Origin of the sequence: Chryseobacterium sp. FH2, from assembly GCF_001045455.1 — a bacterium.
GTDB lineage: Bacteria > Bacteroidota > Bacteroidia > Flavobacteriales > Weeksellaceae > Chryseobacterium.
On the sequence record NZ_LFNE01000005.1, the window covers coordinates 1 to 26,149 of the forward strand.

Sequence of the window (26,149 nt, forward strand, 5' to 3'; positions counted from 1 at the left end):
AAAATTTTATACTCAGGAACTGTTATTTATATTATATACACTAGACCCGATAGAAACGCTTACCCCGCAAAAGGATGCTGGAGAAAAAGGGGTGCAGAGTGGGAAGCCATAGCCTGAGGAATAAGTCGTGCGGGAAACACATGCTTATCAAATGCCGTGTGAAGATGAGTTTTTGAGATTGCTTCGTCGCTTCGCTCTTCGCAATGACAAACGTTTTCCCAGATTAGAAAAATCGCTTGACAAGTATCTTATATATATAATACCCGATCAAACAGCCAATAGTATCTGCTACAATATCTAGCGTTTCCATAGATCTTCCGAATCCCATTTCTTCCTGAAGAATCTCGGTAAGGAAAGCATATATAAGAATGATTTGAAAAAAGTAAGAAAATTTGATTTTGGGAAAGGTCGCCATAAAACAGAAACCCAGCATGCTAAAGATACTTAGATGCAAAACCTTATCGATACCGTTGAACATGAACCAATATTCATGGTTCTCTTCTCCCGGTTTGAGAAGCATGTATGTAAGAAATGCCCAATAAATGGGCAATATCTTACTAAATATTTTTGAAATTTTATCCAAGGATTGCCTGGTATTCTTCAGCAGAAAGTAATTCTGCATGATCTGCTCCGTCAGCAACTTCTAATTTGATGATCCATCCGTTTCCGTAAGGATCTGTATTCAATAATTCCGGCTGAGCTTCCAATTCAGAATTAAACTCAATAACTTTTCCAGAAACAGGCAAAAATAAGTCTGAAACAGTTTTTACCGCTTCAACACTTCCGAAAACTGCTCCTCCTTCTAAATCATCATCTACAGTATCTACATCTACGTATACGATGTCTCCAAGTTCTCCCTGAGCAAAATCTGTAATACCAATTGTAGCAACATTACCTTCGATCTTTATCCATTCGTGATCTTTAGTGTACTTTAATTCTGATGGTGTGTTCATTTTTAAATTTTTATTTTTACAAATGTATTCAAAATTATATCAGCTTCAAATACCAGGAATAAAAAAGTCTCTCAAAATTGAGAGACTTTTTTATTCCTGGTATTTTCTAGAAACCACCTCCGGAATCACCAAACGTAAACGTCGCAGAAATACCCGCTCTGATTGTTGATAACGGGAATGCCGTAGAGATTTTATACTTAGACGTCATCTGCTCATAGAACACTCTCAGGTTAAGGTTTTCTGAGACGTTGTAATCAGCAGAAATTTTAATATTCATTAATTTTTGCCCTCCCGTAATCTGAGAGTCATTTAACAAAATATTTGTGATACTTGTTTTACTATCTCTTAGAGAAAAATCTCCCCTGATGTTAAGATCGCTTCCTTTTCCTTTACCTCTCCCTCTTACATTAGTCATTCCTAATCTAAAGTTTCGGATGATATATCCTACCCTAACTACATATTCTGAGTTTGCATCTTCGGTAAGTGTATGGTTTACCAATCCTAATATCAACATTCTGTTTCTATTATACTGTAAACCAAACTGCATATTGTTTCTCATTGTAACATCTACCCCAATAAGTGGTGAGAATGATTCTACGTATCCAACCTGAGAGAATGTAAATGGATTGATATAATCTCCGTTAACATCAAATCTCTCATCAAGAGGCATTGAAAGGCTGTTAAAATAATCTATACTTGACTGAATGCCTGTCGCTGTATACGTAGCAGTGTATCCATGTAAAATATCAAACTTAGAGAACTGCCCGTTAATAATCGGAACATTTCTCAATCCTGAATAAGTAACTTTCCAGTTTGGCATCGGTAGTCCTGCCTTTTTAGCATCACCAACGGGTTTCCCGGATTTCCCTTCAACCGCAGCTCTGAATGCAGGAATTAAAACATAAGCATTTGCAATACTGTGGCCTTCGGTAAATCCATCAGTTCCGACCGTACCTCCCATTTGTTGAGATATAGCTCTCGCATTTTCTCTAATAGACTTATAAATCGATGCTCCGTCTTTAAAAGCAGTTTTCAGAAGTATGACAGAATTTGAATAGGTCACAAAGTCATTAGCAAAAACATAATCGTGATTTGCGGTTGCTAAATTTTCCCTTAAGTTGTATCCAACCTGAGAGAAGTTTCTGTTATAATTATGCAAAGCATTGATATCAATCCGGAGTTCGTTTATAGGGACTACCTGTAAATTTGCCCGCAATTCCTTCGTAGATGTCTGCATATAAGGATCTGTCATATACGCAGAATCTCCAATCCAACCATTCTCAATAGCTGTTCTTCTGATGTCAGCTTGCGAACCTAACAGGAAACCAATTGTTGGGCCTCCAAGTGTTTGTCCGTAGCCGTACCAGTTTGGAGCAGATATTAAACCAGGAAGCACAGTACCATTATTTTCAGAATAATTAATATCCAGCTGTTTCATTGAAGTCAGCAAGAATGCCGCACTCTGTAAGACAGTCAGTCTGTTTTTGAATTTATATTTCTTATATGTATATCTGTTCTTTTCCCATTGCTGAGTATACACATTATTTAAAGAGTCGATTTCTTGTTTACGTTTCTGAAGTTTGGCTGAAATATTTTTGAAATATTTAAACTGACCAAAGAATTTAGGGAAATCGGCCGTAGCCGTAGCCTGGATTACATTCGTATTCTGACCGATTGAGCCTAAACTTACCTGTTTGTTTGTATCAGGATCAAAGAAACTGCTCAATACCGTAGATCTTGCATTCCAGTTATAAGTGAATCCGTACCCTAATTCAGCATCAATGAAATCCAAATACGGTAAATACTGGAATGGCAATTTATAATTCAACTGTACTCTGTGATTGTATAAAACAGGTCTACCCGATCTGAATACATTTCCAAAGATTGAACTATTATCCATCGTATTCACATCAACCTCATCATTAAGAGTCCTCATTGCAGAATTGATATCTAATTTCAACGATTTTGTAAAGTTGAAGCCTAAGCCATACTGCCAACCGAAATAGAAGTTCCTGTTTTTAATAGCAGCAAACTCATCGTTCATATTTCCACTCAGGATAGATTCGATATTTCTAAACTCAAGCTCATTATAATTTCTGTCAATCTCTGTTCTGAAAGATAATCTTGTAGGAATAGGATTTAAATTAAATTCTTTCACCCATCTCAAATACTTCGCTGATTTTGCCGTATCACTAATCAATTTATTGAAAGGCTTTATCACCCAGGGTTTGAATGTATAATTGTAATCAATATATCCTCTAAGATATTGCCTTAAGTTTTTCTTAGTATAAATATCCCTGTAATAATCATCATTATAGACTGCAGTTACAGAAACGTTTTCTATATCATAAAACTTAGGTTTCTTATTCGGATTTACTCTTTCTTTGTGCATATTCACAACACCCAAACTTCTTTGTTGCGTGTAAGTTCTTGCTACTTTTTTCAGCTCTTCTTTATTCGCTGCTTTACTAAACTCAACATCAGTATCCAAAGGATTATATTTTGGATCTTCAATGGTTTGTGAATAAGAATAATTCACAGGGATTTTTACCCCGCTTTTTTCAGGAAGGAACTTGTCTACATTTACCGCAGCATTAATACTAAACGCCGATTGCGTAGACTGATTTCTTTCTGCCGGCTTAGAATCAATATTTCCGAAACCTACTGAAGTATATGAAGCTGCTGTATTAATAACAGCAAAATCTCCAAGGTTAAAGTTTAAGCTTGCATTTCCGGCATAACCTCCATCGTTCTCAATTTCTGAAAGGCGGATTTCGTTTATCCAAAGGGTTCTTCGTATTGCCGTGCTTCCCGCATTTCGGATACCTAAAACAATTGTCGTAACGGCTCCTAAACTTGGACGTCCTTTGATGTATATTTTCTTAAAATTATCTCCTGCATCAAAGGTTGGGTCTGCAATTCTTTTAGCAATATCATTCGGATTATTTTTATCCCTTCTGATTTTAGCATCGACTAAATCCTGAATATTTAATTCTACATTGTTTTCAACAGGCCAGATTTCTAATGGAGTTGTTGCATTTTTTTGAGTGATATTCAAAGATGCTTCGTATTCGTAATAGTTATCTGTAGCATCACTACCAAAACGGATGAAAAATTTAGTATTCGGTTCTAATCCATTTTCTCTGTTATTTAAATCTTCAGCATGTACAAAAAGTTTTAATTTTTTATATCTTCTCATATCCAAGTTTGTATTCTTGAATACCCCCCTAGCTTCAGTTGTAGGTAATGCATCCACCTTCATATATAGAGAAGATTCATTTTGTCTCTGCGCTCCTGCATTTCCACTAAGAACCTGTCTGTCGATTCCCGGAGGCAATACATAAGGAGGCTGGTTCAATGCATTTTCTTCAATATTTACACTTCCTATTTCTAAAATAGATAAATCAAGAGGTGTAAGAGCAATCGAGCCTTCATCAGTTGCATCTCCCGTAGTTTTAGCAATATTTTTAGGATACGTTCTCCAATCTGATCTTACTAAATCTAATGTCCCGAATCTTAACGTTGAAGTCTGGTCAAAACCTGTTAACATTAATCTTGCAAATCTTACATTATTTAAAATTCCCGGGTCATGATCACCCGCCGCCGGATCAAATTTTGAAACCGGAATCCTGAATAAATACCATTTTACATCTGCAGACTGTCCGTTTTGGAATTGTCCTTTTACTGTTTTTACATCTACGATATTGTTATCACCTAACTGTAAGCTCGGCTGATCTAACCTAATTTCGTATTGGTTATAACTTTCGGTTTGATCTAAGTTGTAGTCTTTATTAATATCTTCCGCATCCGGAGTCTGAGAAGCAACTTCCAAAGAATTACTTTTCGAGTTTCCTTCCGGGCCTCTGAAATATTTATATCTCTGAACAACCGAAGAAGCCATATTTCCTGTAAACTTATCAGACATAAAGAATACGAAATCATCCACCGCAGGGTCAGCTAAATTGGTAACCGGGTTTACAAATGTATTCCCGAACCTCATCGCTTCCTGATCAGAGCTAAGACCATCATATCCCAAATCCTGCACTGTTCTGTCCTCCCCTTCTGTAGAGAATGCATATAAAATAGGTGGCTGCTTTGGCTGCACTCCCCAGTTTGAACTCGTTGTTGTAGAAGGCGTAGAAGCAGTTGGTAAACCATTTTCATACTGCATATACCCATCCTTCAATACGTCTTCAGATACGTTCCCTAAATGTAGTAACATTTTAGGGTTAGCTCCTAAAGTATTACCATCGGCATAAGGATCCATCATCCAGAATTCTACATACTCAATATTTGAATTTACAAAGTTGGAAACACTGATTGGTCTCATAATACCTGCCCATCTTTGCTGTGTGGTTTCATTATTCGGATTTACGTTATAAGGTCCTTTTTCCTGAGGATAATATGAAATATCGAATGTATTCGTATAAGTCTGCTCACCCGCAACAAAATCTCTGTTGTTATAAATTTCAGAATACTGAACCCTTCTCGAAGCGTGATTAGAAACTGATTGTGGAGTGATCCCCGCAGGAGCTTTACCTCCTATACCCCAGAATCTTGGATCAATATTATACCAAGACAATAGCCCTCTGCCATATCCACTTGTAATATCATCGTTCGCGGTGCCTGTTCCAAAAACTCCACCTGATTTTTCAGGTTTTGAAGCTAAGCTCCAGGCCGTGGGTTCTTTTAATGAAATTTTAGAAGTTGTCTGTTCAAAATCGTCAATATAAGATTGGTCATTTGTTCCTTTATTTAATCCCGGAAGCAAATAAGCAGCTTCCATTTTGAAATTTAAGTTTGACGGCGCTTCTGTTTTTACTAAAGGAATTTTATCTGTAAGTCTTGTCAGGAATGGCAACTCATTGTTGTACATTAAGTTGACTCCTGCCATTGTATTATTTACAGCTTCCTGTCCGTAATTTACCTTTTGCGTCAATGGTGATTCAGAATAATTTACAACAGTTCCTCCTAAAATAAAGTTTTCATTAAATCTTCTCTCTAAATTTACCCCCAAAAATCTCTTTCTTTGAGTATTAAATGTCAATTGATTCTCCAATGAAATATTAATAGCCTGTCCGGATTGTTTTACCTGCTCGTTCAGGATTGTCACTGTTCCAAGCATATAATCTACCGTATAGTCTACCCCTTCCGAAAGCTGTACTCCATTTGCTGTTACTTTTACTGAACCTTGAGGAACGTTTACTGCCCCCAAAGAAATCCCCTGCCCCTGTGTACCTTTATAGCGTCCTTCTAACGTATATCGCTGAGCCAAATTACTCGAAGTCGCCACCTGCTTCTGTTGGTTATATAAATCTGAGAATACATACTGCGGATCATTACTTCCCAAGACCTCCTGCATATAGCTGCCAAAAGGCTGAACTTTCGTAAAAATTACTTTTCCTGTTTCAGGTCTGATGGTAATCCCGTTAACAAAGTCAAAGATACCATCTCCGGTACCTCCTCCGGCTCCGGTCTGTAAATCGCCGTTCATATTCAGACGATCCCAATTTAATAATTTTAATAAATTCAAATCCTTCACGGGTGTATCAGGAAGATAGTTTACTTTACCTCCCGTTTTAGGATCTCTGTAAAATAAATTAAGAATAAAGCCATCTTGGTTTACCTGCCCCGCATCTAAAGAATAGATGTTTTTCATCATCAATTTCCACATCGGAGAACTTGTGTTTATCACATTATTCGGCTTCAAAACTTTTGTAACCAATACAGGGCTTTCTTCTGAGAATTCCCCTACTTTGTAGACTTTATTGTCCCCGTTGGTATATGAATACGAAACCGCCAAAAGCTGGTTATCATTTAGCTTTTGATTCAATGAAATGTACCCTAATTGCGGCTGATAGATATATTCGTTTGAACTTAATCTTCTTGCTTTTGTATTATAGATAAATTCTTCTCCATTTTGGTAAGGAGTTGCAGTCCCCGGAAATGTCTGCCCCTGGAAAGTACTCGCATAATTTTTCCCTGCATCTCTTGGAGTCCCCATTGCCGTAGAAATAGCCGCATAAAGGCCATTTTGAGAGTTGTCAGGCAAGCCTGCACCTTCCCCTAAATCTCTAATACCTACAATACTTTTTTGATAAGCCAGGTTACTGTTCCCCTGATCTAAAACCCAAACTTCTAATCTTGTAATGTTAACTTTAGAATTGATTTGAGGGTAATTAAGCAGCGATCCGTCATATTTATCCAGGAAATAGTGTCCTAAAAAGTAGTGTTGGTTCTCTTCGTAATCAATTGCATTTAATTTGAAGGTATTCATTACACCTCCTCCCTGTACGACAATATTACGGGCTTCACCTCTTTGCTGCGAAAGCACCACTGTTCCGTACGTTTTACCTAGCTGGAACTCAGTTTTTACCCCAAACAAAGACTCGGAACCACGAATAAGGCTCGTAGAAAGCGGCATATTTACGTTACCAAATTCTACTCTTTTTATGATTTTATCTTCACCTCCTGCATTGGGTGCATTTACATCATTCAGACCTTTTTGCTGAAGATCTTTCCAGCTTCCTTTTGCCTGCCAGACCAGATTCATCCTGTTCTCAAAAGCGAAACCGCTCTGTGTGTCATAATTCGCTTTTAATTGAAGGTTTTCCCCTACTTTTCCCAGCAAGCCAAGCTGAATCCTCTGATCAATATCAAAGGTAAAACTCGTTCTGTTTTGCGGTAAAATCAGCGGATTATCAATCTTTTGGTAAAGTCCTGCAAAATCGAAAGAAGCATACCCCGAAGGGATAATTTCAATTTTATTGCTTCCGAAAATCGTTTCGAACAGCTTGTTTCGAATCGTAAGAGAAGGAATCAGACCCTTTCTGGCTGCATCGCTTTTATCTTTTCTGAAAAGCAAATTATATCTGTCTGACTTTTCTTTATAATAAGCCCGCGACTGAGTGGCGAGCATAAATTCTTTGTATTCTTCGGGAGACATCGCGGTAGGAGGCCCCGTGACTGTATTTCCGATTTTCGGATATACATAATACATTCCGGTTTTTATGTCATAAAAGGCTTCATACGTAGTAGGATCAGCCAATTCATAGTCTTTCTTAATGATAGGAGGTCCGGCAGGAACTTGCTGTGCAAATGTACTGACCGACATGCATAAGAACGACAGGAACAAAAATATATTGAGATACTTATTATTTGCCACCAAATGTTAAATGTTTTTTAAAATTTGTTTCACCAGTTCCTCTACAGAAATGTCTGGTTCCAGTTTTATTATTTTATCCGCAAGCTTCTCGCTCATACGTTTAGGAATCCCTAAAACTTCTAATGCAGATAACGATTCTTCCTTGATTTTATTATTCGCAAATGTAGAAATATTTTGCTCCGGATCGCTGAATTTTTGGACTTTATCTTTTAAGTCAACTATAATTCTTTCAGCGGTTTTCGCTCCAATTCCTTTTGCTTTTTGAATCAACGCGCTGTTGCGGGAAAGTATAGCCGAAGCTATCTCATCAAGACTCAAAGTTGACAATAAAATGAGTGCTGAAACAGCTCCTACCCCGTTAACGCTTATTAACAGATTAAACATCTCTTTTTCAGAACGAGTGTTAAACCCAAAAAGTAAATGCGCATCTTCCCGGATGATTTGTTGAATAAAAAGGAATGTTTCCTTATTTAAAGCTAGTGTTTGTGAGGTCATCAAGCTGATACCTACATAGTAACCAACTCCCTGTACGTTGATCACTGCGTAAGTAGGCGTAAGTTCCTGAACATTGCCTTGTAGTGAAAATATCATTATTAATTTTTAAAACTCCCAAATATAGTAATTTAAACTAATTAATGTTTTCATTTCACGCGCGAATGATTTTTAACTTAATTTTTGTTGATGATTTTAAAGATTTTGCACAAAAACAAAAAACTCCAAAATCTGGAGTCTCTATTAATGTATTACTATTATACTGTCAAAAAGTAAATATTTATCTGTTATCTTTCTTTTCATAATACTGTATTGCTTTCTGCTTTAGAGGATTTGTACTCCATTCTTCCCATTCTCCGGTGTAGGGATCATAACCGCATTTCAAAGGTTTTGAAATGTCTAATCCGTTTTCATTACTGTGGGTTCTTTCTGTATATGCTCTGCAATCTGTACAAATGTACCTGAACTCACAATCTTTGCAGACTTCTATTTCATCTTTGGTAAGATTCCAGTATTTTTTGAAATCAGCATGTTGTAAAGCCTGCTCTAAAGTTGTATTTTTAATATTTCCGAAAGATTGTGGCATTGCAGGACAGTTTCTAATATTCCCGTCTTTGTCTATTGCTATTTTTTTGTGAAGGCAGGAATTGTGATTGACCGCTTCCAAAACTTTGGGCAGATTGGTGTTGAAATATTTCAAATCTACTTTCCCACAGGAATTTATCTGTATTTCTTCTTTTATAAAAGATAGGGCAAATTTATATTTATCCTCATATCCGAACGGACTCTTTGGACAGCTGAAAAATACCAGATGGTAAATCCTGCTGCAAAAACGGTCTATCGTTGCAAAGAAAGATTCATTGTGAGTTTCATGGTATCTTGAAAAAATTTCTATCGATGTTACAGTCGAATTTTTGAATGTTTCTTCGATAAATTTCATTTCTTCTGCATTTAATATCTTGTTGTAATATATCACAACATGTTCAGTTCCCAAATTTGATAATGATTTATTTATTTGATTTAGAATGATGATATTTTCAATCTCTAGGTAAGCATTTGTAATGTTATTTGGACTAGAAAAATCATACGAAAGAGATGGGAAATTTTTATCCCAATCATTTATAGAAATGAAGCCGTATTCTTTTTGTAAAAGTATGTCTATATATTCTTTTACAAATTCCTGTGATTCAAAATCATAAGAATTAATAACATCCTCAATAGATTTTTTACTTAGTTCAAAAAAAATATCGTTAAACTCTAAAGGATATAACTCAGAATTATCACGTTGTAAGTCAGTAACTAAGACTCTTTGAATACCTTTTGTGACCAAAATGTTGCTAAAAAGATTAAAATAATTCACAGTAAACGAGTAATTGATTTATATGGTTTAGATCTTACCAAAAACTCTGTTTGGTATTTTTCGCATTCAACGAAAAATGTTAGTTTGGATTTATCTTTAATTGGTAATTTATTTTTTGAAAACTCAATATATTTAAAAATAAGAGGTAAAATATTTTTTTCTTTAGATATTTTTTTCATAAACTTATTGCTATTTCTCTATTTAATTCATAATTACAGTAAGTTGAGACATTTCCAAACTGACCAATAGCATTTACTTCTAAAAAGTAATATTTTTCGCCACTTTTTATAAAATCTAAAGAACCTGAAGTTAAATCAAGTTTATCCATAAGCTTTATGATTTTATTTTCGACATCTTGAGGAAGATTATATCTTACATTTCTATTTGGTTTGTCTTTGTTGTACTTTCTATAATCTACCTTTGTTTGATCATCATTTTGTGAAAAAATAGCCATAGACCATAGTTTTTTATTAAGGTAGAATGTTCTTATTTCAAAATCTTTGTCTATCTTTTGTTGAAAAAAAGTAATAAAAAAATTCTTTTTTTCCTTTTCTTTAACAATGGAAGTATACATTGTTCCATTATAGTCCTTAAATTCTAAAATTCCATTTCCGGCTATTGTTTTAGTAATAGTATTTTCAACTATTACTTCATTTGTATTTTCCGCTAAGAAATAATCTGGAATATCAAAACCGATTTCTTTTGCAATATCTAATACAATTAATTTATTAAGATGATAATTACTTTCTTTATTGATGTGTTTCTTCCTTTCTAAATAATTTCTAACATAGTCCTCCAGCCAATGTTGATATTCATTCATGTGAAGATTAATTGCCAGTTCTTCATACCTTATTCTTAAAAACCTAAGCCCACCCCTTCTGAACCATACACTTTTGATTTCATCAATAAAAAAACAATTCCTATGGCTTTCGATGTAGATTCGCTTTTCTTTTACCTTTATTTCAAAAATCTCATCCTCATGCACACGGATGAATTTTTTATTCAAAGAAACCAACCAACGGATTATTTCATTAGTTGTTCTTTCATTATTTTCAGAAATTATAAGTATCATATTTATTCTTTAAAATAATCATCATGAATTTTTTTTGCATGTTTCAAACTAGGCATCCCTATTTTTTTACGGTTTTTATCAGTTTTTGCAGAATCTACAATAGGCACATTGCTAAAAGTACAATAGATACAATCAGTTTTATTTATCATACTATATTTATCAACCATACCAGCATAATCATCGGGAGGGCAATCTCCTCTTTTTACATATTCTAAAATCTTTTCTTTAAAATATTCATATCTTTTAGAGTCTGCTGCATGATTTAGTATAGAAATCATTGGCATAAAAGTATTATTATTCCCCCAAAGACCTATTTTCTGTAGAGAAGGATACCCATAATTATTAAATGTCCAAAGAAGTAGTAGCTCATTCTTTTCATCATTCTTTCGCCTTAAGACAGCATCTGATCTATGTTTTTCTTGATCACGAAAACTGGCAACTGAGAAGGAATCAACTAACTTTTTATTAAGAGTTTTTTTCCAATCATCAACTTTCTTTTCAACTTCCAGACTGTCTATTCCATATTTTTTATAGAGAGCGAAATATTTATCATCCATTCTATTATATTTCCAGTTTGGAGCTATTAGAGGAATCAGTTTATAAAGACTTTCTTTTCCTCCAAAATCTTTGTTATATTTATCTGAAATGATAATATAAGTCTGATATTCTTCGATAAGAGGAGAATTATGCGGAAGATATTTTTTAAATAATTTTTTGTATTTTTTTAAAGCAGTAAGACTATCATTTTTTATTCGGTAAATACTATCAATTTCATTTACTTTGTTTAGATAAGTAATATGATTATAACTTCTAGTTTCACAAGAAAATAGAACAGATAGAAATAAAATATAGAAAATATTTTTCAACATTACATAAATTTTAAAATAAACAGCTAAAATTAATTATACTTCAGCAGCAGCCCTTTTTTGAAAGTATGAAGGATTTTTCGAAATATATTAATATCAAATAAGACTGTTGATAGTTGATAAATAAAGGCTGTCATTATAATCTAAAGACAGCCTTAACTTTTTTAACAATCAGCACCAGTTTGTCCGCCACCCGTTCTTACGCCATCTACGTAAATATAAACATCTTCACATCCATTATCACATGTGCCATTTGACCATGTATCATTAGAAGCAGCCATTAAACCACCATTGATTGAAGATAAGCTTGATAATTTTTTGTTTTCTAAAGAAGAAAAATTTTTCTTCATTCCTGTTAATTTTTTCATTTTTTATAATTTTAATTAATAAATTATCCTTGCCATATAAAAACTCTGACATGGAATTTTAAAAATCTATTTTGTACTGTACACATACAAAATAGATTATATCAACGTTGATGAATCAAAACTAAAAATAAAAATCCAAGAATAGAGAAATAAAATTTGCATTTTTTGTGCATTTTTCTTGCAAAATGTGTACATATTTTGCATATTTGTATAAAACATACAGAAATGATGGTTCAGGAAAAATTAAGAAGTCTAAGGAAACAAAAAGGCATATCACAAGAAAAAATGGCAAAAATATTAGGCACTGATACCTCTAACTATTCACGAAAAGAACGTGGAGAAGTAAGAATTTTTGATGACGAATGGGAAAAAATGGCAAAAACGTTAGAAGTTCCTCTAGAAGATATTAAAGGTGAAGAAGCGAAGTTTTCTTTTCAATTTGAAAATTCTACTTTTCATGACCATTCAGGTAGTAATATTACCTATTCAAATGTTCCTGATTTCTTTTTAGAAACCCAAAGAAAATATATAGAAAAGCTGGAGAAAGAAAATGCCGTACTTCTTGAAGAAATTACCGCTTTGAAAGCTCAGAAATAAAAATAAAAAAACCGTCAAAAGACGGTTTTTTTATTTCGATAGATACCATTATTTATTTCTTCTCTCTTCTCTGTGCATCAAGAACTGCCACAGTAGCCAAGTTTACAATTTCATCTACACTTGAACGCATCTGTAAAACATGAACAGGCTGCTTTAATCCCATCAGGATGGGCCCTATAACCTGAGCCACTTTCATTCCTCTGATGATTTTATATGATAAGTTTGCACTTTCAAGATTCGGGAATATGAACGTATTGGCCGGGGTTGTCCCTAATTTTGAAAAAGGATAATCACTCAAATGATCTGCATTCATCGCAAAATCCGGCTGAATCTCTCCATCCACAATCATTTTAGGGTATTTTTCGTGAAGAATATTTACCGCTTTTGCTACTTTTTTGGAAGTATCAGAAATAGCAGCAAAGTTTTCGAAACCTAACATGGCAATTCTCGGCTCAATAGCAAAAGTTTTAACAGTAATTTCCGCCATTTTAGCAATATTTACCAAATCTTCAGCCGTCGGGTTCTGGTTAATAGAAGTATCAGCGAAGAAAATAGGCTTCTTCTCAGATAAAATCATCATCATGGCTGCTACTTTATCTACTCCTTTATCTTTTTCGATAACTTCTAAAACAGGTCTCAGAACTGAAGTATAATTTTTAGAGAAACCAACGATAAGCCCGTCTGTATCACCATGTCTCAGCATCAATGGCCCGAAATAATCTCTCTGACGAACAAATCTTTTCGATTTGTATTCGTTCATCCCTTTTCTCTGGCGAAGTTTCCACAGCGTTTCTCTATATTTCTTTCTGTTCTCTTTTTGATCATCATCACTTGGATCGATGATCGGAACATCTAAATTGATACCATAACGCTCCATCTGTTTTTTGATGTACTTCTTATCTCCTAAAAGACTCGGATAGGCAATTCCTTCTTCATAAAGAATCTGCGCAGCCTTCAATACATTATATTCTTCGGCATTTCCTAAAGTAATTCTTTTCGGATTAGATTTTGCACGGCTCTGCATCATTCTTACCAGCTTCTCATCTCTTCCCATCCTGTCAAGAAGATGATTTTCATATTCATCAAAATCAGCAATTGTTTTTCCGGCCACTCCGCTTTCAATAGCTGCTTTCGCCACCGCACTTGACACTTTGGTAATCAATCTGTTATCAAATGGTTTCGGAATAAAATATTCTCTGCCAAATTGTAAATTCTGAACATTATAAGCCAGGATTACAGCTTCGGGAACCGGCTCTTTTGCCAAATCAGCAATCGCATGAACAGCAGCCAGTTTCATTGCTTCGTTGATTCCTTTTGCCTGAACATCCAATGCTCCCCGGAAAATATAAGGAAATCCAAGGACGTTATTTACCTGATTGGGATAATCACTTCTTCCCGTCGCCATGATAACGTCTTTACGGGTTTTCAGCGCTACATCATAAGCAATTTCAGGATCCGGGTTTGCCAATGCAAAAACAATAGGATTTTCGTTCATGCTCAACAACATTTCCGCAGTCATTACATTTCCCTTCGACAGTCCCACAAAAACATCAGAACCTTTTACCGCATCCTCCAGTGTGTCAATATCAGTCTGCGCTACGAAGTCTATTTTCTCAGGGGTAAGGTTTTCTCTTTTGTGATTGATAACCCCTTTACTGTCACACATCAGGACATTTTCTCTTTTCAGCCCTAAAGAAATATATAAATTGGTACATGCAATAGCCGCTGCTCCTGCCCCGTTTACCACCATTTTTACCTCTTCAATCTTCTTATTGGCAATTTGCAATGAATTAATCAATGCTGCCGCAGAAATAATTGCCGTACCGTGCTGATCATCATGCATCAAAGGAATATCCAGCTCCTCTTTTAATCGCTGCTCGATGTAGAAAGCTTCAGGAGCTTTAATATCTTCAAGGTTGATCCCCCCGAAAGTAGGTGCAATACCTTTTACAATTTCAATAAATTTATCCGGATCCTTTTCATTAATTTCAATATCAAAAACGTTGATATCTGCAAAAATTTTGAATAAAAGACCTTTCCCCTCCATTACAGGCTTTGAAGCCTCTGCTCCGATATCACCCAAACCAAGAACCGCCGTACCATTGGAAATTACTGCTACCAGATTCCCTTTTCCTGTATAATCGTAAACAGTTTCCGGTTTCTCAAAGATTTCCATACAAGGAACGGCCACTCCGGGAGAATATGCCAAAGACAAATCTCTCTGAGAAGAGTGTGGTTTTGAGGGTATTACCTCTATTTTACCTTTCGGCTCTACCTTATGATAATCTAATGCAGCCTGTTTAAAATTATTTTCGTCTCGATGAGTTTTACTAGACATAAAGATTCTTTTTTGTTAAAGTATATATTTAATATGGTAACCGACTAAACTTTCGATAGGTTTTTGTACAACATTACCAACATTTAAATTAAGCTCTGCCGCTGCAGAACGTAGTATATTTTCGTAATAATAAGCAATGGAACCGATAAAATTGATTTCAACATTTTTTGCCTCTTCGTATGGAAGCACCTGATAATCGAAGAAATTTTTCATCTCATCAAAAACCATCTGCCGGAAATACGGGTGGTCTTTTCTTTCTACTACAAATTTATTGAAATTTGCCAGATAAGCATTGGGCCTTGTTTTATGATACATGTTTTCAAGAGCCTCTTCAATAGTAAGATTGTAGGTTTCTGTAAACTGCTGCTGTAAGTCTTCCGGAAGCTTCTTCATAAAATATCTTCGCACCAATTGTTTTCCAATGGCACTTCCGCTTCCTTCATCACCCATAAGAAAGCCCAAAGAAGGAAGTTTTATTTTTAAATTTTCCCCGTCGAAAAAACAAGCATTAGAACCTGTGCCCAAAATACAAACGATTGCAGGTTTTCCACTATACGCCGCATAAGCAGCAGCCATGAGATCTTCCTTAGCCGTAACATCTGCTGCGGTAAAAAATTTTTTCAGCTCACGCTCAATAGTAGCACAGTTTTGTGGTATCCCACAGCCTGAACCATAGAAAAAGACTTTTGTAATAGAAGTTCTAACAGAACCCAGGCTGATATTTTTTTCAATTTCCGGAACAATAAGTTCTGCTGCAATATTATTAGGATTAAAACCAATGGTTTCAGTTTTTAGAAAGACTTTGTTGAAGTCATCCAAAATCACCCAATCACATTTAGTGGAGCCACCATCAACAATAGCAACCATATTTTACATTTTAGTTTAAGGGTGCTAAATTAGGAATTTATCTTCAAACAGCCCTTACAAACACTTCGGAAGCTGTCTAAAATCACTAATGTTTTATATCAGCTTTCTTCTCATTGAATTGTATCAGCCAGTCTTCTATTTCATCTTCCAGATATGACGTTTGCAGAATCATGGCGTTGATAAAATCATCAGGAACAGGATCGCCATTAGAATTTTCAATATTCCAGAGCTCATTTGACATATTTTCATACTCAGAATACACTCTTTTGAAACGGGTATTCTCTTTTTCAAGGGCCTCAATATTTTTCTGCTGAAGCTGAAATTTTCTGTATTTGTTTTGACGTTTCATACAAATAATGGTAATTAAGTGGCAATAAAGCGGTTATAATTTGAGAAGTATGACAAGTAGCCATGCTTTACAAGATAGAAAAAACCATCAACACAAATAGTTGAAAATGAATTTATTATCAGGTTATATCATTCGGTCTTCAATAGAATAAAATTAGAAATTATTTTGATTCAAAAAAAATATTTAACATCTTTTTTTACTGTTTAACATATAGTTATAAATTTGCACATCATATATATTGAATGAAAGAATTAATACTACGTCAGAAACAAATTTTGTTCTTCATCCTTGCAGGAGGACTCAGCGCGGTTGTAGAAATCGGAAGTTTCAAGCTATTCAGCACCCATCTTCCAAGCATCATTTCTAATGAGCAGAATTTCCACGGAATACATTACCCGCTAAGTAATATTCTTTCTACAAGCTGCGGAATTATCAGCAATTATTTCCTGAGCATTTGGTTTGTATTTGAAAGAGGAAAACATTCTAAGAGAAAAGAGTTTGCTTATTTTATGGTTGTTTCTTTCATCTCGACTTTATTAAGCCTTGGTTTTTTCCAGGTATTCTACAGCTTTATCTTTAAAGACAATATCGATTTGAGTATTTATACACTAAGTCCCGAAATTATTAGTAAAATCGCGGCAATTTTATTAGTTTCGGTTCTGAATTATTCGATTAAGAAAAAAATAATTTTTAATGGTTAACCTGTGGTAAAGATTTTAAATTATCTGTGGAGATTCTGGCTTTTGCTGCTGGCTTTTGTTTTGACAATCACTTTCGGGATTCCGGTTTACATTTTATCTTTTAATAAAAAGCACTATAAATATGCTTATAAATTTATCAGGTTCTGGAGCTACGGAATGTTTTACGGAATGGGCCTGAGATATGAGATAACCCATCTCTCTGATCAAAAAATTGACAGGAACAAACAATACGTCATTATTTCTAACCATACTTCTATTATGGATATTATGCTTACCTGTATCTTGTTCCCACATCATCCTTTGTGTTTTGTGGGTAAAAAAGAACTGGTAAAAATCCCGATTTTCGGGACTATATATAAAAGGATATGTGTAATGGTCGATCGAGGCAGCGCAAGAAGCCGCGCGGATGTATACCGAAGATGTGCAGAGAAAATGGAAGAAGGAAACAACATTGTCATTTTCCCCGAAGGCGGAGTTCCGGACGATACTTCTATTATTTTGGATGAATTTAAAGACGGCGCATTTACTTTATCTTCAAAACATCACTCTCCTATTGCAATCCATACTTTTGTCGGTTTAAAGGATATTTTTCCGTTTGACAGCTCAAAGGGTTATCCCGGTAAAGTAAAAGTTTATTTTAACGGAATTTTAGAACCTTCCGACTCTCCGAAAAACCTTAAACAAGAGGCTTTTATTGAAATAAAAAAAACATTGGCGAAACACGCTATTTAAAAGAAATAATATATATTTGTTATTAAGAAATTTTTAACAAACATGTCAAATTATTCAAAACAAACTAATTGGGGACAATTTATACCATTAGTTACTGTATTTTTTTTCTGGGGATTTGTAGCGGCAAGTAATGACATTCTCATCCCGGTTTTCAAAAAGGCATTTAATCTATCTCAAACCGAAAGTATGCTCGTGCAAATATGCTTTTATGTGGCATATACTGTAGGTTCTCTTATTTATATGGTGGTTTCAAAAGGCTTGAAACAAGATTTGGTAAACAAAATCGGTTATAAAAATGGTTTAATTGTAGGCCTCCTCATTTCTGCAGCAGGAACTTTATTATTTTATCCGGCAGCTAATATGGGATCGTTTCCATTAATGATTTCCGGCCTGTTTATCGTAGGTCTGGGATTCTCTTTACAGCAGATTGTTGCCAATCCTTTGGCCATAGAAATCGGGCCTTCCGAAACAGGTTCTCAAAGATTGACAATGGCGGGAGGTATTAATAATCTGGGAACGACAATTGGCCCTCTTATTGTTTCTTTTGCTATTTTCGGTTCTGCGACTGCTGCCAGTAATGATATCAGTATTGAAAGTGTAAAAGTTCCTTATCTTATTTTGGGAGCAGCGTTTGTTTTGGTTGCAATTATGCTTAAATTCTCTTCCCTTCCTACCATAACTCCGACAATCACTGAAGATACGGATGATTCTACTCCGGGAGAACACAGAAAATCTGCACTCCAATACCCTCAGCTGATTATGGGTATGATTGCCATATTTGTATATGTAGGTGTAGAAGTTTCTACAGCCAGTAATTTACCGGCGTATATGGAAAAAGATTTAGGTTTTGAAACGAAAGATGTAGCGCCCTATATTTCTTTATATTGGGCATCAATGATGATCGGCCGTTGGACGGGAGCGGTAGACGCTTTTGACTTCAGCGCAGGATTCAAAAAAATATTAAGATTCTTAGCTCCATACCTGGCCTTCGGCGTATTCCTTTTGGTAAATGCTATTGCCAAACATGATTTACAGCCTTTCTATGTTTACGGATTAATTATTATTGCAATGATCATTTGCGACATAATAAGCAAAGGTAATCCGGCAAGAATGCTTCTTATCTTCTCTTCTGCAGGGATTGCAGCATTATTAACAGGGATGCTGACAACCGGTATGGTTTCCGTATATGCTTTCACAAGTGTCGGGCTTTTCTGCTCTACTCTCTGGCCTTGTATATTTGCATTGGCAATCAATGGTCTTGGAAAACATACGAATCAAGGTTCCGGCCTGCTAATCATGATGATTATGGGAGGTGGTATTGTAAGTTTAATTCAGGGTTATGTAGCTGACCTTAGTACTATCCATGTAAGTTATATCGTGGGAGTTGTCTGTTTTGCTTACCTTGCTTTCTATGCCATCCGTGTAAGCGGAATCTTAAAAGCTCAGGGAATTGATTTAGATAAAATATCAAAAGGCGGTGGTCACTAATACTATAAAAATACTATATAAGAAAAGATTTTGGGCGGGTTTGTTACTTGCCCAATTTCTTTTGTTCTTTGTTTTCTCAAAACTGAAATTTATGATTTCTTTTTTTGAATGCTTCTTTGAGTTTCAGAAAAACCTTCATCAGGTTCTGTTCTCCTGGTTGCCTTTTTCGTTTGGAGATGTTTTATATATTTTATCCGGCATTTCCATTTTGTACTTTATCATTAGATTTTTTAAAAAGAAAAAAAGGCATAAATCTCTTTTAAATATTTTGATTTTAATTAATATCTTTTATTTCGCCTATCAGATTTTTTGGGGAATGTTATATTTTCAGACTCCGATCATAGAAAAGCTTCCGAAGGGTGAAATAACGCTAAACAAAAGGAAAGAATTAGCCCTACAATATCTTGAAAAATGTAAAACAACCAGGAAATTAGTATCCCAGGACAAAAACGGAATTTTTGTGGTGACAGACCTGGAATCTATCCAAAAAGAAATCCTTCGCAATCAGGCAAAACTTCCCAGGTATATTTCTGATAAAAAAGCGACACAGATCAATTCCTTTAAACCAAGTCTTTTCAAAAACGTTATGAGTTTTACGGGAATCCTGGGATACTATAACCCTTTTAGTGCAGAAGCTCAATATAACTCCGAATTGCCATCTACTTATTTACCTTTTACATCCGCTCATGAAAGTTCCCATCAACTCGGCTTCGCAAGAGAGCAGGAAGCAAACTTTATCGGGTATTTAATCGGCGTTAATTCAGAAAATCCGGAATTAAGGTACAGCACGGAATATTTTACGTTAAAAAGTCTCTTAAACTCTATCGTTGAAGAAGACGAAAATTTTGTAAAAGCAGCTTTAAAAAACTACTCCCCAGAAATGAAAAGGGATAGGCTTTATGAAAAGGCTTTTATTTATAAACATCAGGGATTGCTGGACGATTTTTTCAGGTTTACCAATAACCTGTTTCTTAAAAGTAATCAACAGGAAGGCTCTGTTACTTATTCATATTTCATCGGCTTATTGGTACGTTATGAAAAGTAGTTATAACAAAAGAATCGTATCAGGCGATACGATTCTAAAAACACAAATGATGAAAAAAAATTTATTACCTTGACTTGTTCCCTCATTCAAGGCGATGTAAAAGTACAACATATTTTATAAATACAAAAACTTTTCTATTCTTTTTTAAAACTTTATGAAAACTTTAAGATTTTTTAAGTTCAAGCCTGAATTTTATGAATAATTCACAATTGAAAGACATTTAATAAAAATTTATAATCAATAATGAAATTATATAAAAATTTAAATTTAATCACAAAAAAATCACGAATCCAATCAATTGATTGAATCGGAGCGTTTCTTCATTATCTCAAACTAAGACTTTATATAAATTTTCAAAAAAAAGCTCAAAATAAAATTTGAACTTTTTTGTCCTACTATTTCTAAAAAAAATTTAAAATCTTCGCAAAATAGAACTTTATTTTTGATTGTTTTGAAACGAAACTGTTTTATAATACCGATATAGATAATCATAAATAATCATCTCAAAGATTCTCTGATTAGATACAAACATCCTGTTGATGCTCATATGGAACAAACTCTGGAAGAAACCCTTCAAAAAATGTTCATCGCTTTTAGAGGTAATATCTCGCATACTGCATCCACATTCCCTGATATTTGATAAAACTACATTTCTAAAATCAAGATAGTCAACAGACTCAAGAAAATCCAGATATTTAGGTTTAAATAATCTGTATTTTTTATCCAGCTGGCTGTTCAGCTTCTTATCTGCATTGAATTCGGCTTTAAACGAATTATTAAAATCTCTTATCCAATCAAGTTTTTTATCTATTGGAAGCCCCAGATTTGAAAGCAATTCATCAATATAAAATAAAGAGGTTATTATTTTCTCTTCATCATCTAAAAACAAACATTCTTTAATGAAAAATTCACTGTTTTTAAAAAACAAAAACTCGGCTTCATTTATCGTCTGCGTTCCATATCTTTCTAATTCTCTATTGTAAATATCGAATATAAGACTTGAAATTTCGCCGGAATCAATATAGTCGTTAAGAACTTCCCGAATCTTCAAAAGAATAATATTGTAATTATTAATATCATTCAGCTCAAATCGAATTCTCAAATGAATTTTAGGATCATTATACCGAATAAAAAACCATTTTTTTATAAGATTTTCTTTAAGTAAAAAAGTTACTAATGGCTGAATTGCTTCGTCAAGAATGACATCAGCAGTCTTAGCTCCAGTGTATAATTTCAGATATAGCCATTCACTTCCGGGAACAAATTTTCTCTTTAATTCCATCATTTACTTAGCTTTATAAAGTGAAAACACAAATTCGCGCCTATAATCATCATTTTTATTCCAAAGAAATTCTTCAATAAAAACTATTTTATGCTTTTTGACAATATCAATAAATAGTTTTGCAAAATCATAGTTTTCCAGGTTTATTGTTAGCGTATTATCAGACATTGCCCACTGTATCCATTTTGGAATTTTTCTTTTATCTCTCCAATGTTGTAATTCGCTTAAAAAATCCTCTTTGTTTTTTATAATGGAAATGAAAGCCTGAAGATCTTTTTCTTCGATTTTCCATTGAGCTTTCGATAAAATAACATTTTTATATTCTATTCTCGGAAAAAATGTATATATATTTTTCAGTCCGCCCCAATCGAAATACACTCCACTTCTTCTGTTTTGGGAGTAAAGGTCACATAAAAAATGATAAACGGGCAATGAATCCCCAGAATAATTATGAGCATTTGTCAGATATGGCATTATCTCCTTATTCAGTCTTTGAGATCTTAGAATAATTCTATTATTTTTTACAGAAATATATAAATCATCAATAGTAATCTGATTTTCTTCCGGCAAAATAGATTGTGCTAAATACGGAATTTCATAATTTCTTAATGTTGGTCTTCTGATAATATTCCCAATTCTCGCATCAGGAAGATGAATAATTTCAGCTAAAATTTTATTCGGATTTAATTCTTCTTCTTTTCCGGCAATACGTTTTGCCAGATTCTGTATCTCCGATTTTTCAGAACAAAATCGTCCCAATAAATTGGCTGCGCTATTTCCACCGCCCCCTTTTATACATAGTTTCTCCTGTCCGTCTGAAATAATCTCAGCCATAAAAGATATGGTATCCGGCAGATCATCCCAATTTTCTTCGAAATCTTTAAAATCAGCATCGGTCAGCTCAATTTTGTATTGACTTTCAAACGTTAATCCCTGCAATTTTCCATTCAAAACCTGTTGAACAGGATTAAGCTGAATCATCAGATTCGATTTTTTCTGGCTAAAAGGAATATTTAAATCCTCCAAATAAGGATGAAGCCCTTTTGCCTTAATACCTTGTAGATAACCAATTCCTATTTCAGAATCTAAAGCATAACCAAGTGGTACTTCCTCTGTTTCAAATCTTTCATAAAAAGCTTTTTTAAACTTTTCTATATACGTTTCTTTCTGGATCAGTGAAATTTTATTTAAAAAACTAACTGTTTTTTTCAGTTCTTTTTTCCAATGCTGGGGTAATTTATATTCAGAATCATTATACAAATCTGTTTGAAAAAGGTATTTCTGCTCATATTTTACTTGAAAAGATTTAATCAGTTCTTCAATTTCGATATACTTTGCTGTAGAATTCCCAATATTTTTATCTAAATCGATGAGTTTCTCCTGGATCTGAATTAAAGTCTGAAGCTGATCTTCTGCATTAATCTTCTTTAATATTGAAATAAGAGTCCGCAAAAAATCTTCACCAGAAACATTGGGTTCCAGCTCGCTCACCAAAACCTGGTTGTCTATTAATTCATCTATAAACTCAGAGGCATCTTCTTTTGTTATCTCTTCATTAATAAGGATTTCTTCCAATTGGTGAGTCGTTTTTCCTTTTTGGGCAAACTTTAGGATATTATCCAATTCTTCTGAAATTGGTGCTGAAGAAACAATATATTCTCTTTTTCCCTCGGAATATTCATATTCAACATATCGAATTTTATTTCCGACTCTATTTAGACTGTTGTTTGGAAAATACTGCAAGTGATTTCTTATTTCAGGAATTGTAACCAAATGATGAGACAATGCCACCAAAAAATGCATGTCTAATTTGGTGTCCCGAATTAATTGGGCAGCAGAAGATCTTGGAAATTCATCATTATCAAACCTTCCGATACCGACATTGGAAAATAAACCGAATGGAGTACAACGAGTACTCATCCGGCTGTAATATTTGAGAAATGTATTTTTAAGTTTTTGAGATTGTTTGTCTGAAAACTTTTCTCCGGATTTTACCCATTGCCGGATTTCTTCATATAAATAAGGGGATGCCAAATAAAGAGCTTCCTGAAAAACAGGATTATTACAAATTTGTTTTACATCAGACTCTAACAGTTCATGACCTTCAAGTTTATTCCAAAAACTTTCCCGGGAAAACACAGGGGAACGAACAACAAATTCTTCAAAAAAACGATATGGGAATTGGGACATTTAATTTTTTATAATAGGAATTTCTATATAGCTATCATTATACCATTTTACTTCTAAAGGCTCACCTGCATCCTTTATCGTTTCATCACTTACATCTTTACCGGTACCGTAATTTATTTGATTATAGGAATTTTTATTTATGCCTAATCTTACAACCAATTTACTTCCCTTAGGAATTTTCTTACCTACAAAAGTACTATTTGTAAGGTAAATTGTTTCTATTTTTCCAGGTTTTAAAAGATGTCTTTTTTCTCTGTTTTTGGCATAACTGGCACGTCCTAAATAATCAGATAAAAAGAAGAAGCCTCCACCCGGTTTTATTTGATATAAAGATATCGTAATATCAATATCTTTTTTATTAATAGCAGTGCTCAGTTTTGTTATAAAGCTACCATTAATAATAACATCTTTATCAAAAATTTCGGTTTCGTATATTACAGAATTATTTACATATAAGCTATCTTTCCCGAATTTATGATAAACTGCTTTATCGTTTCTGTCTTTAAAATCAATAATTTGTTTTACAAAATCCTTTTTCTCACTTTTTTCTTTTGTCAGAATAAGGCGAGAATCAGATTCTTTGGCCAGATAAAGTTTCAGTTTGTCATCATGCGTTTTTTCTAATGTTGGAGAATGGTACCATTTATCAGTATCCATAATCTGAACATTGACTTTATCTTTCAATAGCTCAGGCTTTGATCCATTCTTCAATATATAATCAAACCATGAAAAAGCAAGATCACTGATATTGATTTTGGCCACCTTATCCAATTGATATCCTCTTAAAATATTAGTAGCATAACTTTGAGCGCCACCATGATCATAAGGGCCAATAACTATATAATGATTAGGGTTTTTATTGTATTTATAAAATTCTCTAAAATAGTACATCGCTCCCAATTGATCTGCATCATAAAAACCAGTCGTACTCAAAACAGGAATATTTATTTTAGAAAAATCTTTTTTGTAGGGAATCATAGCTTTCCAATATGCATCATAACTTGGATGATCGAGCCATCTTTGAAAAATTTCATTTGATTTTCCTGCTATAGAATCTAACGCTCTAAAGGATTTTCCACTTTTATACCATGCAGTATTTATAGAATCCCATTTATTGTAATTTTTAAAATCTGCTTCATCTGTCAGTTTGTTATTAGTAACATAAGTAATCCACTGGAGCATATAACTCATGAATACATTATTATTCATCGGATAATCTATACCAATTCCTACGGAAACTTGGGGGACTATTGTTTTCAGGGCAGGATGTAATTTTTTTGTAGCAGCCCATTGACTAAACCCCAGATAACTTCCACCAATCATTCCTACCTTACCATTACACCATGATTGTTTGCTTATCCAATCAATCACATCATATAAATCTTCTGACTCATGTTCAAAAGGTTCTATTGCATCAGGACTATTTCTTTTTCCTCTCGTATTTACAACTGCCCCAATATAATCATAAGCTGCAGCTCTTTTCCCTAAAGCATTATCATACGTTCCTGCATAAATATTATTGGTAAGAATAACTGGCAGGGCTCGTTGATTTCCTATTTTCCGGGTTATTGTAATATTTACAGTTCCTCCTTTTTTCGTCATTAGCTCAATCGATTCAACAATATATTTATTTTTATCTTTTAAAGCTAATAATTTTCTTACTGTCGCTTGAGTTTTTGAAATAGTTTTATAATCTAAATAATTAATACAGAGATTTACCACAGATTTACTGTCAATGCTATCTTCCTTTATAGATTCTAACGCCTTTTTTATCTTTTCCTTACTATCTGATACATCTTCTTCTAAAATATCAGCAAAACGAAATGAATACTTATCGGGAAATTCAGAATATTTATTGTTGAAAGCTTTATCAAGTGCTTGTGAAAATGGTATTTTTTCATTCAATTCTATGTCTCTTGCAAGAGCATAAATTTCAAAATTTGCGAACTTAATACTTGCGCTGCTTTCATTAGCCAATGTTTGTTTATACTTGCGTATAGTTGATATAGATTGCTTAAAATGTGTTGCTAACATTTCTAATTTAAATAACTTTTCTAGTGAATCTAGAGATTTTGCATCCTTGTAGTAGTTTGAAATTTTAGCTGCAATATCTGATATTTTCTTTTCAAGGACTAAAGAATCGTTAAGCTCATTTTTGGACAAATAGATTTTTTGTGCATGATAGATATTCGTTAGAAATAATGCTATCATTAATAGTTTGATCTTCATTATTAGGTATTTATATTATAAAAGAAATTCTATAAAACATTGATTGTTTTATAGA

Annotated in this window: 19 protein-coding genes; 5 read left to right on the forward strand and 14 right to left on the reverse strand. The window is 34.0% G+C overall.

Going from position 1 to position 26,149, the window contains the following annotated elements:
• Window positions 1-223: 223 nt before the first annotated feature.
• From ACM39_RS09005 to ACM39_RS09045, 8 genes are all read right to left on the reverse strand, one after another.
• Window positions 224-622: a VanZ family protein gene (locus tag ACM39_RS09005; protein WP_410470245.1), complete on the reverse strand. Its 399-nt coding sequence runs from the start codon at window positions 620-622 to the stop codon at window positions 224-226.
• Window positions 576-953, reverse strand: coding sequence for a glycine cleavage system protein GcvH (gene gcvH / locus ACM39_RS09010; protein ID WP_048510726.1), 378 nt, complete (start codon window positions 951-953; stop codon window positions 576-578). Before gcvH ends, ACM39_RS09005 begins: the two co-directional genes overlap by 47 nt.
• 106 nt (window positions 954-1,059) lie before the next feature.
• Window positions 1,060-8,067 carry a cell surface protein SprA gene (gene sprA, locus ACM39_RS09015; RefSeq protein WP_048510727.1) on the reverse strand — a complete coding sequence of 2,336 codons (7,008 nt, stop codon included), beginning with the start codon at window positions 8,065-8,067 and terminating at the stop codon, window positions 1,060-1,062.
• 57 nt (window positions 8,068-8,124) lie between these two features.
• Window positions 8,125-8,709 carry a Holliday junction branch migration protein RuvA gene (gene ruvA / locus ACM39_RS09020; protein ID WP_048510728.1) on the reverse strand — a complete coding sequence of 195 codons (585 nt, stop codon included), beginning with the start codon at window positions 8,707-8,709 and terminating at the stop codon, window positions 8,125-8,127.
• Between the two features lie 181 nt (window positions 8,710-8,890).
• Entirely contained in the window at window positions 8,891-9,970 is a 1,080-nt protein-coding gene (gene gwsS, locus ACM39_RS09025; RefSeq protein ID WP_048510729.1) for a grasp-with-spasm system SPASM domain peptide maturase, read from the reverse strand.
• Between the two features lie 175 nt (window positions 9,971-10,145).
• Window positions 10,146-11,042: a grasp-with-spasm system ATP-grasp peptide maturase gene (gwsG, locus tag ACM39_RS09035; protein ID WP_048510731.1), complete on the reverse strand. Its 897-nt coding sequence runs from the start codon at window positions 11,040-11,042 to the stop codon at window positions 10,146-10,148.
• A 2-nt stretch (window positions 11,043-11,044) separates the two neighbouring features.
• Window positions 11,045-11,911 carry a hypothetical protein gene (locus tag ACM39_RS09040; RefSeq protein WP_048510732.1) on the reverse strand — a complete coding sequence of 289 codons (867 nt, stop codon included), beginning with the start codon at window positions 11,909-11,911 and terminating at the stop codon, window positions 11,045-11,047.
• A gap of 161 nt (window positions 11,912-12,072) precedes the next feature.
• Window positions 12,073-12,276, reverse strand: a complete 204-nt coding sequence (locus ACM39_RS09045) for a TIGR04139 family peptide modification target (protein WP_048510733.1) — start codon at window positions 12,274-12,276, stop codon at window positions 12,073-12,075.
• A 228-nt stretch (window positions 12,277-12,504) separates the two neighbouring features.
• Here ACM39_RS09045 and ACM39_RS09050 point away from each other — a divergent pair, with 228 nt between their 5' ends.
• Window positions 12,505-12,873, forward strand: coding sequence for a helix-turn-helix domain-containing protein (locus ACM39_RS09050; RefSeq protein WP_048510734.1), 369 nt, complete (start codon window positions 12,505-12,507; stop codon window positions 12,871-12,873).
• A gap of 52 nt (window positions 12,874-12,925) precedes the next feature.
• Here ACM39_RS09050 and ACM39_RS09055 read toward each other — a convergent pair whose 3' ends face one another.
• The 3 genes from ACM39_RS09055 to ACM39_RS09065 form a co-directional block, all read right to left on the reverse strand.
• The gene (locus tag ACM39_RS09055) at window positions 12,926-15,211 is read right to left on the reverse strand and encodes an NADP-dependent malic enzyme (RefSeq protein WP_048510735.1); all 2,286 of its coding nucleotides are present in this window, start codon (window positions 15,209-15,211) and stop codon (window positions 12,926-12,928) included.
• 15 nt (window positions 15,212-15,226) lie between these two features.
• Complete coding sequence (locus ACM39_RS09060) at window positions 15,227-16,078, reverse strand: BadF/BadG/BcrA/BcrD ATPase family protein (RefSeq protein ID WP_048510736.1); 852 nt, start codon at window positions 16,076-16,078, stop codon at window positions 15,227-15,229.
• An 85-nt stretch (window positions 16,079-16,163) separates the two neighbouring features.
• The gene (locus ACM39_RS09065; protein ID WP_048510737.1) at window positions 16,164-16,427 is read right to left on the reverse strand and encodes a hypothetical protein; all 264 of its coding nucleotides are present in this window, start codon (window positions 16,425-16,427) and stop codon (window positions 16,164-16,166) included.
• 242 nt (window positions 16,428-16,669) lie between these two features.
• On the opposite strand from ACM39_RS09065, the gene ACM39_RS09070 reads away from it, so the two are divergent.
• The 4 genes from ACM39_RS09070 (at window position 16,670) to ACM39_RS09085 (ending at window position 20,393) form a co-directional block, all read left to right on the forward strand.
• On the forward strand, window positions 16,670-17,128 hold the full coding sequence (locus ACM39_RS09070; RefSeq protein WP_048510738.1) for a GtrA family protein: 459 nt from the start codon (window positions 16,670-16,672) through the stop codon (window positions 17,126-17,128).
• A gap of 3 nt (window positions 17,129-17,131) precedes the next feature.
• Entirely contained in the window at window positions 17,132-17,860 is a 729-nt protein-coding gene (locus ACM39_RS09075) for a lysophospholipid acyltransferase family protein (RefSeq protein ID WP_082140560.1), read from the forward strand.
• 42 nt (window positions 17,861-17,902) lie between these two features.
• Window positions 17,903-19,348: an MFS transporter gene (locus ACM39_RS09080; protein ID WP_048510739.1), complete on the forward strand. Its 1,446-nt coding sequence runs from the start codon at window positions 17,903-17,905 to the stop codon at window positions 19,346-19,348.
• 91 nt (window positions 19,349-19,439) lie between these two features.
• The gene (locus tag ACM39_RS09085) at window positions 19,440-20,393 is read left to right on the forward strand and encodes a DUF3810 domain-containing protein (RefSeq protein WP_117590737.1); all 954 of its coding nucleotides are present in this window, start codon (window positions 19,440-19,442) and stop codon (window positions 20,391-20,393) included.
• A 436-nt stretch (window positions 20,394-20,829) separates the two neighbouring features.
• Here the strand turns inward: ACM39_RS09085 and ACM39_RS09090 are convergent, their stop codons facing one another.
• The 3 genes from ACM39_RS09090 to ACM39_RS09100 are packed head-to-tail and all read right to left on the reverse strand — an operon-like array spanning window position 20,830 to window position 26,094.
• Window positions 20,830-21,678 carry a thiopeptide-type bacteriocin biosynthesis protein gene (locus ACM39_RS09090; RefSeq protein ID WP_228377090.1) on the reverse strand — a complete coding sequence of 283 codons (849 nt, stop codon included), beginning with the start codon at window positions 21,676-21,678 and terminating at the stop codon, window positions 20,830-20,832.
• Window positions 21,679-23,865, reverse strand: a complete 2,187-nt coding sequence (locus tag ACM39_RS09095) for a lantibiotic dehydratase family protein (protein WP_048510741.1) — start codon at window positions 23,863-23,865, stop codon at window positions 21,679-21,681.
• Window positions 23,866-26,094 carry a CocE/NonD family hydrolase gene (locus ACM39_RS09100; RefSeq protein ID WP_048510742.1) on the reverse strand — a complete coding sequence of 743 codons (2,229 nt, stop codon included), beginning with the start codon at window positions 26,092-26,094 and terminating at the stop codon, window positions 23,866-23,868.
• Between the last annotated feature and the right edge of the window lie 55 nt (window positions 26,095-26,149).